The organism is Pedobacter heparinus DSM 2366 (assembly GCF_000023825.1).
GTDB lineage: Bacteria > Bacteroidota > Bacteroidia > Sphingobacteriales > Sphingobacteriaceae > Pedobacter > Pedobacter heparinus.
Genome location: NC_013061.1, coordinates 2,291,450 through 2,303,840, shown reverse-complemented (window position 1 = coordinate 2,303,840; position 12,391 = coordinate 2,291,450). Strand labels below are relative to the sequence as shown.

The 12,391-nt window shown below is 36.3% G+C and carries 8 protein-coding genes; all 8 read right to left on the bottom strand.

The window, feature by feature from the left end:
- The 8 genes from PHEP_RS09905 to PHEP_RS09870 all read right to left on the bottom strand — a co-directional run bounded on the left by PHEP_RS09905 (position 1) and on the right by PHEP_RS09870 (position 12,390).
- Positions 1 to 1,506 (bottom strand): TlpA family protein disulfide reductase, encoded by a 1,506-nt coding sequence (locus PHEP_RS09905; protein ID WP_015807814.1) that lies wholly within the window; start codon positions 1,504 to 1,506, stop codon positions 1 to 3.
- A gap of 31 nt (positions 1,507 to 1,537) precedes the next feature.
- A complete protein-coding gene (locus PHEP_RS09900) occupies positions 1,538 to 2,896 on the bottom strand; it encodes a RagB/SusD family nutrient uptake outer membrane protein (RefSeq protein WP_015807813.1) in 1,359 nt (452 codons plus the stop codon).
- Between the two features lie 16 nt (positions 2,897 to 2,912).
- Positions 2,913 to 6,413: a SusC/RagA family TonB-linked outer membrane protein gene (locus PHEP_RS09895; RefSeq protein WP_036673985.1), complete on the bottom strand. Its 3,501-nt coding sequence runs from the start codon at positions 6,411 to 6,413 to the stop codon at positions 2,913 to 2,915.
- 310 nt (positions 6,414 to 6,723) lie between these two features.
- Positions 6,724 to 7,545 carry a FecR family protein gene (locus PHEP_RS09890; RefSeq protein ID WP_015807811.1) on the bottom strand — a complete coding sequence of 274 codons (822 nt, stop codon included), beginning with the start codon at positions 7,543 to 7,545 and terminating at the stop codon, positions 6,724 to 6,726.
- Positions 7,517 to 7,909, bottom strand: a complete 393-nt coding sequence (locus tag PHEP_RS22340; RefSeq protein WP_015807810.1) for a hypothetical protein — start codon at positions 7,907 to 7,909, stop codon at positions 7,517 to 7,519. The genes PHEP_RS09890 and PHEP_RS22340 overlap by 29 nt, the downstream gene beginning before the upstream one ends.
- Before the next feature lie 280 nt (positions 7,910 to 8,189).
- Positions 8,190 to 8,759, bottom strand: coding sequence for an RNA polymerase sigma factor (locus PHEP_RS09880; RefSeq protein ID WP_015807808.1), 570 nt, complete (start codon positions 8,757 to 8,759; stop codon positions 8,190 to 8,192).
- A gap of 643 nt (positions 8,760 to 9,402) precedes the next feature.
- A complete protein-coding gene (locus PHEP_RS09875; RefSeq protein WP_015807807.1) occupies positions 9,403 to 10,968 on the bottom strand; it encodes a TlpA family protein disulfide reductase in 1,566 nt (521 codons plus the stop codon).
- A 42-nt stretch (positions 10,969 to 11,010) separates the two neighbouring features.
- On the bottom strand, positions 11,011 to 12,390 hold the full coding sequence (locus PHEP_RS09870) for a RagB/SusD family nutrient uptake outer membrane protein (RefSeq protein ID WP_036674435.1): 1,380 nt from the start codon (positions 12,388 to 12,390) through the stop codon (positions 11,011 to 11,013).
- Position 12,391 lies beyond the last annotated feature (1 nt).

Here is a 12,391-nt window from a genome sequence, read left to right as displayed (position 1 = left end):
TTACTTTCCGCTATTATCAGTAATTACTAAGAAGTTCAAGGATCGACTCGAAACTTTAATATCAAAGCCAATTTTATTTAACGCCCTGCGATAATCTTCCATGGATTTGATAGCAGCTGCCTCAGGAAGCTCCAACAAATCCAATATTGCAGTGCCCTCTAATCCTGTTTCATTAAACAAGATTGCTGGCTTACTGGATTTTTTATTTTCAAGAAATTCATTCCTCAAATATTGATTCTCAAAAATTTCCTGACAAATTAAACTAAGGCTGTAATTTTCATATCTTACATACTTTTTCCAATCTTTAACAGTATTTACTTTTTTCATAGTAGAATATAGATTGTCAGGGTTTCGGCTTTTAGAATTAACCGGCATGCTACCTGCTAATTGAACCAGTTCATAACAAGGAACAACTCGCTTCTCCAATCTTCCATAAGTACCATAAAGACTACTGAAATAACGGTTCAAATCTTCGAGCATATATTTTTTCTGTAGTTCTACGGGGACGTTAATTGGGAGGATCTGCTCATAACAAAACTTTGGCTTACGGTATATCGAATCATCAGAACCTCCATTCAGATATTTATGAAAATATGTGTAACGAAGTGTATCTTTAGGAAGTTCAAAATTAAATGGAATTACATACCCACGATGGGAAATCGCCTCATAAAGAATTTTTTTTTGTTGAGCTAAAAATATATCCTTGAATGGATGTGAATATAAATCCAAAACAAAAGTGTTTACAAAAGTATTTCTAATTGTACCCGCAGCAGAATCTAAGATGTTTAGGGCCCTATTAGGGTTTTGCGCCTGATATTCATTGTTAAAGCCAGTAAAAGTGGAGCTATACTTTACAGGTGTTGTTTTGAAGTCACCTAAAAGCTTCACATAGGGATATGAGGGATCAAAGTTTGGATTAAGTGAGTTATTGTTCAACTTATAAACTTCTTTGCCATCTAAAAAATCCCTGATTTTTTTTGAAGTATTATTTCTGGATGAACCAATTAATGTTATTTTACCATCCTTATCGATCCAAACCTGAGTAGTTACACCCATTACTGGTAAAAGCTTGAGTAGCTGCTCGGAAATTCCCTTAGTATCTTTTTGTATACAAGGAAGGTCTGGCATTTTTAAATCCTCACTATTTTTCTTAAAGTGCATAATGACATCATCAACCATTTCCCATGGATTGAATAAAAAAATCTGAATCTCATCTTTAAACTCCTTTTGCAGTTTCTCCATTTTAGGAAATGCAGCAATGCAATCAGAACAACCTTGACTCCAGAAGTCCAGTATAATCAATTTTCCTTTAAAATCTGAAAACCGTGTTTTTCCTGTTTTATTATTCCATACACTACCTAGTGAAATATCAGGCATTTTATCTCCAATTTTCAGTCCCTTACTTCTCCTGTTGTGAAAATCAGAGTCATTGATTTTTTTGGTCCATTCTTGAGCGTGGCTAACCAGTCCCGCACATAGCAAGTACATTAAGATTACTCTTTTCATTTGTTTTGATTTAAAATGTGTGTTATTTAGTTCATCGAGGATTTTGTGGTATTCCTGCTCTATTGATCACATCAAAAGGAATCAGTGCCACTCCTCTCGGATCATTAGGGGGCAGGGTATATTCAATTCCATTTATCTGTCTTTTTAATGTGATATTAGCCCCTTCCATATTAAGCCTCCTAACATCCATCCATCTTAATCCGCGGAACACCAATTCTTTCCTTCTTTCTGCTAAAACTAGGGATAATGGGTCAGTGACTGTACTAGGATCAATTGGACTCCATTTGGTTTTATCCATTCGTTTTGCCAAAAGGGTATTAATATCTTTAATAGCTAGAACTTTATTGTCTATTCTTGCGAAACACTCAGCTCTGATTAGAAGCATTTCCCCTGTTGTTGTTCCTGTAAACACTGAACCTGGAAACTGCGATCCCCCATAACTTCCTCTAAAAGCAAATGTTCCAGCATTAATGCCAGTATTCGGTCTGAAGAAAATCCTTTTTCGCAGGTCAATATCAGTATATAAGTTTAAAAGTGTCTCGCTAATTTTTGCATTAGTTTGACTCAAAATTATCTCACTTCGTGTCCGACTGAAATATATAACTTCATTATTGAAATTTACAATTGGGACACCCCCTGTAAGTCCATTAAAATCTAATAATGTTTGTGATTTTTGTAACACTAAGTTAGAATATTGTAATGCGTTATTATAATCTCGCATCATCAAATACACCCTTGCCAATGATGCGTAAGCAGCTGATTTTGTAGGTCTGGTTTGAATTATGCTACTCTCAGGGAGTAATTCCGCAGCTTTTTTTAAATCAGTTAGAATTTTATCATACGTTGTACCAATTGTAGCTCTGGTAGATTTAGCATTGGCATCTGAAGTGGTACGAAGAACTATTCCCAGATCGGATAACGTTGAGGCATCATAAGGTTTCGCAAAGACTTGCGCAAGGGTGAAAAATGCATTTGCACGATAAAATAATGCTGTACCATGTATTTGTTTATAGTTTATATCTTCATTTAATTGTGAGGAAGCTAGTTGATCCAACACTATATTTGAATAGTAGATCGGAAATTGATAAGGTAGATTCCAACTGAGTATGTTTGGTACAGCATCCGAAGCCCAAATGTGATTAGTTGCATCAGCGGAATTTAAGTTTTGCCAAGAACTAGAATTGACATAATAATCTCCTGCTAATATTTCCAACAAACCTGGATCATTAACCCATATACCACCTTGATCTAATAGAGCCTGAAAGTCCGATATTGTGGAGGGAATATGCATCGATATATCTGGTTTTTCTTCCAAGAATTTATTACAGGAACACAGTGTAGTACTGAAAATCAATGAAAAGAAGAATAATTTTTCAAATTTATGTTTCATAGCTTATCTCTTTATATTATAAATTAATTGAAGCACCAACAGTCCAAGTCTTTGGTGAAGGTGCTAACGTCGGATCTGACGATCCTCCGCTGAAGTCGGGATCTAATGAAGAATTGTTTTTCCTCCAAATAATCAAGTTTAGATTATTTGGGTAAAAGAAGAATTGTCCGCTTTTGAAAGGAAATTGAGAATTTCCTTTCCTAATCCAAGTATATCCAAACCTAATGTCTTGAAGTTTGATATTGTCTGCACGTAAAACGTTTATCTGAGCTGCACTATAAAAGGAGCTTCTTGAGAAAAGATTTGGAGGTACTGGATATATCACAGAAGGAATACTGGTGTTTTTTTCATCACCAGGCTTTTGCCATCTTTGATAATAATCAGCCATAAGCCTTGTTGCGCCTAATTCAACATCAGTATTATTAATTTCCAAGGCAGGTTTACGGAAATAATAGTTAAATCTGCCAGTAATGACGAAGGATAAACTAAAATTCTTATAACTAATCGTGTTTCCAATAGTGGTAGAATATAAGGGAATACTTGACCCATGATATACCTGATTTTGGATAGAATCACTAAATATTGCATCATAGTCTTTACTAATTGCACCATTTAGATAACCTTGAGGATCTCCAGTTAACGGATCTAACCCGGCCCATTTATAACTCGAGAAAGAAAAGGCTAGTTTTCCCTCTGAAGGATTTAAACTATAAGAGATAAAATCATTTGCCCTATACCCCCCTTGGTACACTTTAGTAACAATCGTTTTTGAATAACTAACACCGAAGCTACTAATCCAACTAAAAGGGCCTTGGACGTTCTTAGAATTCAATTGCACTTCAAAACCATTCCCTTTCATATCTGCGGAGTTGATCATAGCGGCATTTACCCCGACAGATGGATCCATTGGATAGTTAGCAAGCAGATCTGTAGATTTTTTCCAGAACATATCCATACTTCCATATAATCTGCCCTTCCACATTGTAAAATCAGCCCCTAAATTAAAGGTACTTACCTTTTCCCACCTTAAATCTGGATTGTTAATAGAATTGACTTGAGCATAGGTTAATCCAGTTAAAGATTGTGGTAAGGAAGCAAAAATCATTGTCATTCTACCTGCCTGGCTACCTGGGTTACCAGCGTAACCATAGGTCGTTCGGATTGCTAAATTCTGTAACCATAAACTACTAAAAAACTCTTCTTTAGATAACTGCCATTTACTACCAATCGACCAAAGAGGTTTCCATCGATTGTTAGTTTTCACACCAAACATATTTGATCCATCTCTCCGTGCACTACCGTACAAGTAATACTTATCTGCAAAATTGTAAGAGATATTGGCCAGCAAGGATATCACTCTGTTGGTGGATTGAGTATTTACTCCTTGTCCGTTTGGTATCTGCAATACATTTCCCAGAGAAGTTGCAAAAGTTAAGGGATATTGCGAATAGAAATCAACATTAGGTTTATAACTGCCATTTCGTGGATCGTAACCATAGATAAGATTGCTATCGCCATTACCCGTGGTTTCTGAAGCTTCTGTTGCAACCATAGCAGCGATATTATGCCTTCCGAAAAATTTATTGAAACTTAGAGAAGCTCTTCCATTACTTGTACTGGATTGGTCAGATGCAGCCCTTAAAATTGATCCAATTGGAACGGGATATTTTAAATTAGGGTCAACATTTGGATTCGGATTGAAGAATTTATTAACGAGGTCACGAGTAAAATAACTTTCTATCGAATTTTGGGCTTTTCTCAAATTAATTTGATGCAAGTATTGATAATTGATCGATGCCGTTAGCCAATCTGTGATTTTGTATGAAGTTCCAAGATTTATGTTGGTAAACTGATTTGTAGCAATATTATTAGTTAATTTTATTTCATCCAATGGACGAAATTGCCAATCCAATAATCCACTGTGGTTTATCGTGTCCAGGTATTTAGTTCTTATTTGATAAGGTACACTTAAAGCATTTCCATGAATGTCCGAAAGTTGCAAATAGGGATATCTAGCCCAAGACAAATCTGGTGGGACATGCTGAGTTTTGCTTTTACCATAGGCAACTTGAGTTTGAATTTCCCAGTTTTTCAATGGTTTAAAAATAACAGCGGTATTTAATGTATACTGTTGATTTCCTTTGCTGTTTTGAATATTTGACTTTGTTGTATTATATCCATACGAAAAGTTATATCCTATGGCGTTGGTGCCTCCATTTAAGGTAAGATGATGTTGTTGTCGTAAACCAGTTCGATAAATGTGTTTGTTTAATTCCTCTCTAATATCAATTCCCTTCAAAACTTCCAATTTCTGATCTAATTCATTTTGATTTATCTCACCTTTGCTATATTCATTTAACAATTCTACTACCGGTGATACAACAGGCCACGTATTTGTATTATTTAAATTGTCTGTATATAACCCTTTGCTAAACAATTCCTTTTCTAATTCAATAAAGTCATTTGTATTTATCTTTGGTGTGTAGTATAAATTTGGTCGATTTTCAATTGTAACATTTGAAGAGGCTGTTACTGAAACCGACGTGTTTAATTTTCCCTTCTTTGTAGTAATCACGATTACACCATTACCTGCACGGGCACCCCAAATTGAACTTGCTGCGGCATCTTTTAGTATCGTGATGTTTTCCACATCATTAGGGTTAATACTATTTAGGTCAAAGCGTGCATCCATAGGAAAATTGTCAACAACAATAAGAGGATTAGGGTTGCTGTTGATTGTATTGATTCCTCTAATTTGAATTGTGTTGTTGTAACCTGCTACATAAGTAAACTTCTTATTAAACAATATGCCAGGCAATGTTCCATCCAACCTCTCCAAAATCCCCATTCCTGCACGTCTATGAAATGCTGCACTATCCAATTGGCTATAAGAACCTACAAACCTTTCTTTGCTAATCTTCTGGTAACCAGTATTAATCCCTACCTCTTCCAACTGCACCAACCTCGCTTTTAAATTCAGTTCAATATTTTTATCATCCTTTACCGTATATTCAAAAGGCTCAATGGCTACACCTGTAAATACCAGTACATCACCTTTTTTCACGCCTTTTAAAACAAACTCACCGTTGGCATTGGTCCTTGTTCCGGTTTTGGCTCCCTTTACCATTATCGTAATCCCTTCCAGTGCTTCACCCCTTTCATTACGCACCATACCACGAATATCAGTATCAGCCCAGCGCTCAGCCAGGCGCTCCAGAAAGGAAGGCTCCTCTTTTTTTAATACAATATTGTTTTTAATAATCTGGTAGGTAAAAGGCAAGTCTTTAAGTACTGTTTTAATGGCTTCTTCAACAGAAACATTATTTAGTTTTAAGCTTACCTTTTGATCCTTAAGATCTTTTAAATCGTATAAAATCTCGTAACCACTTTGGTTGGTTATAGATTGTAAAACTTTTTCAATAGGCGTATGATTGGTGTTGAGCGTTATCTTCTGTCCAAATCCCCTGGCACTAACCTGTACCAGGGCAATAATTAATATGAAAATGGTTAGTTTCATTATTAATAATAGTTTAGGCGGTATACGCAAAGGCATACCTATGTTATCAGCAATAATTTGCATAACTTTACTTTGGTTGAGTTGATAATAAATTTGTTAGTCGATAAATTTTTTATGCCGGTCTTGAATCGGCAAAGGTTGGCTCAATCATTTGCCGGCAAGTGGTCGAAACACTTTCCGGCTTCTTTTTGAAGCTCCTTTTTGGTTTAGTTTCTCTGGTTCATTAAGGCGTTGCTGCTGTTCCTCCTATTGTTTAGTTAGCTGATCATATGATTTAATGAGGGTTGGTTAAATCCTCTGATGATGTCTTTTATTTTTTCACTATTATTTTTTTGTTTTCTATTGTAAACTTAAGCCCCGAAAATTTAAACAAACCGAGTGCTTCAGAAACATTTACATTACGGTTAATGCCCCCTGTAAATTTCTTATCCGGTATACCATCAGGGTAAACCACTTCTACATCATACCAGCGAGCCAGTTGTTTCATCACCTCTTGTAGCGGGGTTTCCCTGAACCGGAATTTGCCATTTTTCCAGGCTACGGCTTGTTCCGCATCTACTTCCTTTACACTAATACCGGTGCTACCCGTGACAAAGGCTTGTTGATTTGGTTTTATGATTACACTACCTGCTTCAGCTTCTTTCCCCGAAAGCCCGGGAGCAGCCACCTTTACACTTCCTTCAAGTAAAGTAGCTCTTGTGCTATTTTCATCGTCATAAGCACTAATGTTAAAATGTGTGCCCAATACCGTTGTTGTCAAATTTTTGGCAGTTACTACAAAGGGTTGATTTTTATTCCTAAATACTTCAAAGTAGGCTTCGCCACTCAGTTCAACTTTTCGTATGCCGCCACGCTCATTTAGCGGCGCAGTATAAGTTAAACTCGATGCGGCGTTTAGCCACACTTTACTGCCATCAGGCAAACGCACCTGATAAGTTCCACCCCTGGGGGTGGTAAGGGTAAGGCTTCGTCCAGCCCCGTCATCTCGACCGTATGGGAGAGATCTCTTGTCTGTGCTATTCAAGAGATTCCTCTCTTCGTTCGAAATGACCGGTGTGTTATCATTGTAGGTTAATTTTGAAGCATCAACAATTACCCCGGTTTTAACATCGCTTAGGAATGGTTTTACCATTGGCAAGGGTAAGGGTTGCGGTGTTTTTACCCGGGGCAATGTCGTTAGTATAGTTTGTAGCTCCTAACCCAGGTTCAGGATTACCTGGCGCTTTAAAAAAGAATACCCCAAACACAATGGCTGCTACCGCAGCGGCTACGCCGATGATACGAGACCAAAGTTTAATAGTTTTTGCTCGTGTACTATGTTGAGCCATCTGCATCCTTATCCTTTCTAGCTGGTCAATTCGCAGTTCATCTGCAACCTGCACCAGGTTCTTATTTTCATAACGCATATACCATGTTTCCAACATCGCATTTTCTTCAGGCGTTGAAATACCATCAAGGTATTTTTCTAATAAGTTGTTAATGTTGGATGTATTCATTTTTTAACAAGAATTTAATCTCCTTTTAATACATGACAAATAAGATGGGGGTATCAAGGTATCGGTAGATGGATAAAAATTAAAATATTTCACATCTATCTGATTTACAGGTAAATAATCTTAACAGGACTTTCCAATTTCCGAGACAGTGATTCGGAAATTGGATTATCAGAAATACGAGACAGTGTCTCGTATTTCTCGTAAGTAAGAAAAAACTTACGCATGAATTCCAGATGATCAACAATTAATTGGATCGGCTTAAAATATTTTGAACTGGAGTTCAAATAAACATTGAAAATCCGGTAGCCCCCAACCTTAATCTTAGCGTTTTTAGGCTCTTTTTAACCTGGGTTGCCACGGTAAGTTCTGATGTGCCCAGCTGCTCGGCAATTTCCTTATAGGTTAAACCTTCGTTACGGTGCAACAGGAAAACCTCTCGCATCCGCTCGGGCAGGGCGTCAATTTCAGCTTTAATGATTTCGGTGTATTCCTTTTCACGCAGTGCAAGGTCTGTTACATACTCCCCCCTTTCTATCACGGCTACAAGTGAGTTTAAATAATTTCCTTCCCGCTGCTTTTTATAAAAGTGGTTAAATATGCGGTTGCGCATTGCAGTATACAGGTAGTTAACCAGGCCAGTAGTTAAATAAATGGCAGCACGCTTATCCCACAGATCTATAAATAGCTCCTGCAAAATATCCTCTACATCATCCATATCCGTAAGTTTCCTTATCGCATGGTTTTGCAGTAATACTTTATACCGGTCATAAATCTCTAAATAGGCTTTCTGATCGTCCTGTTTTAATAGGCCAAACAATTCCTCATCAGAATATTTGCTGTAATCAGCCATTATTGAAAACCCTCTCAATTAAATTTACTAATAATACTGTAAACTTATACGAATTCCAACAAATAAACACACATGATTATTGACAATCAAGTAATTTGGTATAAAATGGTGGTTTAAACACTAAAAAAGCAATATAATTAACATAAATTTTATTTTTAGCGGTGGTTCATCTACAGTCTATAAATTTGAAAATGATAAGGAAGTTGGCAATAGCAAACTAGATACTATTCCTATTTATCGATCTGAAGTTGTCGGTCCAAATTCATTTGTCATGATGACCAAAGCCAAAATAGATGGTATAGTAAGAAGAAAACTTAAAAAAGTAAACTAGGATGGCAAGGAACTTGCCAGTTATTTACCTGAAAAACAAATAGATGGATACTTCTGTACTGATGGCAAAATAAGATATGATAAGGAATCAAATCTTTTGGTTTACATGTTTTACTACCGAGATCCTTTTATGCCAATCTAAATGGCTTATACCAGAGCAAAACTATTGATACGGTTACGCGTGCCCAGGTTCATTTAAGAAAAAGGAAAACACGTATTACGCATTCAACACCTCCAGGCATTGTAAATAAACGGTTTTATAATAATTTAGCTGTCTTTAAAATTCCTGAATCTTAAAGACAGCCGAATTAAATTACTTGCTGTTTTTCTCATTTAAAGATTTCCTGATAAAATCTGCTATAACGGGGCTGCTTTCGTTTTCTATTTTACTGATTAACCTACCGTTTTTATCTACAAGTAATATAAAGGGGAAGGAAGCTCTGTTAAAATGCTTCAAGAAAGGATGTTTCCAAGAAAGGTTACCAGCACTTAGATTTATATAGTCTCTTTCATTATAAAGATTGCTATTCATAGCAGAAATCCAATGCTCCCTTTTTTTGTCTACACTTACACTCAATACCTTAAATTTTGGGTTATGGACAAATTCTGGGTAGATTTCCTCCTTAAATCGCTTTGCATATGCAATACAGCCTTTACAACCATAAAAATAAAAGTCAATCATAAAAACTTTCCCTTTTAAATCAGCAAGACTGGTCGGTTTTCCCTCCTGATCAACAAATGTAAAGTCAGGAATTTGACTGCCCCTGAAAAATAGCAATTGTTCCTGAACTGGTTCTAGAAGTTCAGGTGATTTAATGACAGCTAATGCATCTCTTATACAGGAATCCTGGCTATCTGTATTTGTAATTCTATTGGTAAATACTGGCTCATACATTAGATAGCTAAGTAAAATATCTCTTAATCCGCTGTTTTTTACCGCTTTCACAGCATCATATAATTTATAATAAGGAAGGCTTTTCCCTTTATTTCTGAAGCCAGTTTCATACTTTATTTCTAACAACTTGTTGAACTTATAATCTTTGGAATACTTAACAAGAGGATCAGAAACTTCTTTTATTACAGAGTTTCTATTCAAAAAGTAAAAATCAGTTATCGTTTGTCTGAAGTTAGGAGAGTTACCTATCCGATATAAATAGTCAATCCAGGACGAAAAATAACCTGAACTGGAGAGTTCATATGATAAATAGTTAGTTATATTATTGCCAATCAAGCTTTTGTATTTCAATAAGGTGTCCTGTGATTGCCTATTTGCCCCTTTCACCTTTTCAAGTATAGAATTAAGATAGACCTTTAGTTCTGCCGACTTATAATAACCTTCCCTGCCTATTTTATCGTCTTTAGTTTTCGAGTCGGCTCCAAATTCTTTCTTGGCATCTTCGTTTAAAGATCTGGAGAGGTCTGTTTTAATTTTCCCTAAAAGTTCAACCACTTTATACTTTTCAGCTCCTTTTCCTGAAAATGTAAGCTTCATTTTTGGTATCGTTCCTTTTCCTGTATCAGCGGCTTTAGCATAAATGACTTTGAGCTGATCATTCGGTTCAGCGTAATAGGTGGCTGGTTTCGCCCTTTGCCTGGATTTATAATACATAAAATAAATTTCAAACCAGTAAACCGGTTGTATAAATGATGGCGAAAAACTGAAGCTTCCATCAACATTTGGTTTAATCTTCATTCTTTCACCAGACTGATTATTTACCAATGGTCCTTTTCTAAAAAATACCCAAACACTATCGGGTACATCAACTTCGGTTGACGGTAAAAAGTTAAAATCCGGGGGGAGAGTTTTTTTTTCCTGAGCATTTACTTTCATCATGACAATACATAACAACAGTAATGCATATTTAATTATCTTTCTCATTTTGTGATTTATATTTTAATTACAGTGGCTCTATTTGATATACTAGTAGCCTAGGTTTTGTCCTATGTTTTGATTTCTGGCCCTTTCATTCTCAGGAATAGGATATAAAACATCCGTGTCATTCCAGCTGCTACTTTTTATTGGTTCAAGTATTGCAGAAGCTCTATTTGTTCTTTTAAGGTCTAACCATCGATGTCCCCACTCTGAAAATAATTCAAAACGTCGTTGTTTTTCAATTTCAGTAAGACACTGTGCAGAAGTTAAATTTGCAAGAGGAATAATAAGGCCTGCTCTTTTTCTAATTAAATTGATATCAGCTAAGGCAAGATCAGCCTGTTGAAGATTAGCAAGAGCCTCTGCACGAATTAGATACATCTCGGCTAACCTTAACACCATTGAATACTCACTTATTATCCCATTCACAGTGGTCCGTATTTTATATTTAAATGGGTAGCTGTATGTTCCTGTAGAGTTGGAAAATTGACTTATCCATTTGGTTTTTCTGTTGTCCCCAGTTTCAAAAGCGGTAACAAAATCCGGTGAAAGCGCAACATTTGTTGGTGCTGTTGTTAAAATAAATAAAGCTCCCTCTTTTGTATTGCTTCCTGCGGTAGGCATTAATTGCCATATGGTTTCATTGCTGTTTTTTAAAAATACTTGATCTAAATTATCAACGATATTATAAATTGTTCTTTGATCAATTACTTCACCTGCCTTTTGGGCCGCGAGCCCCCATTTTTGGGTATAAAGATATGTTCTGGAAAGTAAAGCAGTTGCCGTCCATTTGTTAGGCCGCACTCTTTCTGTGGTAATATAACTGGAAGGAAGTAGATTTTCAGCGTCAATAAGGTCACTAATAATCTGTGTGTAGATGTCTTCTTTTGATGACCTACCCGCTTGTTGATTAATACTGTAATCAGTGATCAAGATCAAAGGGACATCACCAAACAGATTTACCAGATAGAAATAACAAAAAGCCCGTACAAACTTTGCTTCCCCCTCTAATTGGCTTTTAGTTTTTGCTGACACTCCCTGTGCAGATTTGAGCCCGTCTAGAACCGCATTAGCAGTATAGATGTATGCATAAGGTTCCTGCCATAAACGTGTTTCAATTGTAGTATTTGTTGTAGGCAAGTCATTCTTATAAAACACATCTAGAGACGAACTGTAACTTCTCAATTCATCTGCAGAAAGCCCACATAATACTGAAATTGAATTCTGATTCCCCGAAAAAGCTCCAGAAAGCCCCATCCTGTTATAAATGCCAGTAATTGCAGAGGTAGCAGTTGCGTCATTTGCAAACATCTCGTTTGGCGTAGCCGAATCTTTAGGAGGATCTATATCCAGGAAGCTCTTACAAGATGAATGGACTGATGTCACTATGACAATAAAAAGCAGAAGTTTATTATATATTGTTTTCATG

Bases quoted from the DNA above. Each gene is read 5' to 3' on its own strand.
- PHEP_RS09905 (WP_015807814.1), bottom strand. From the start codon at position 1,506: ATGAAAAGAGTAATCTTAATGTACTTGCTATGTGCGGGACTGGTTAGC.
- PHEP_RS09900 (WP_015807813.1), bottom strand. From the start codon at position 2,896: ATGAAACATAAATTTGAAAAATTATTCTTCTTTTCATTGATTTTCAGT.
- PHEP_RS09895 (WP_036673985.1), bottom strand. From the start codon at position 6,413: ATGAAACTAACCATTTTCATATTAATTATTGCCCTGGTACAGGTTAGT.
- PHEP_RS09890 (WP_015807811.1), bottom strand. From the start codon at position 7,545: ATGGTAAAACCATTCCTAAGCGATGTTAAAACCGGGGTAATTGTTGAT.
- PHEP_RS22340 (WP_015807810.1), bottom strand. From the start codon at position 7,909: ATGAATACATCCAACATTAACAACTTATTAGAAAAATACCTTGATGGT.
- PHEP_RS09880 (WP_015807808.1), bottom strand. From the start codon at position 8,759: ATGGCTGATTACAGCAAATATTCTGATGAGGAATTGTTTGGCCTATTA.
- PHEP_RS09875 (WP_015807807.1), bottom strand. From the start codon at position 10,968: ATGAGAAAGATAATTAAATATGCATTACTGTTGTTATGTATTGTCATG.
- PHEP_RS09870 (WP_036674435.1), bottom strand. From the start codon at position 12,390: ATGAAAACAATATATAATAAACTTCTGCTTTTTATTGTCATAGTGACA.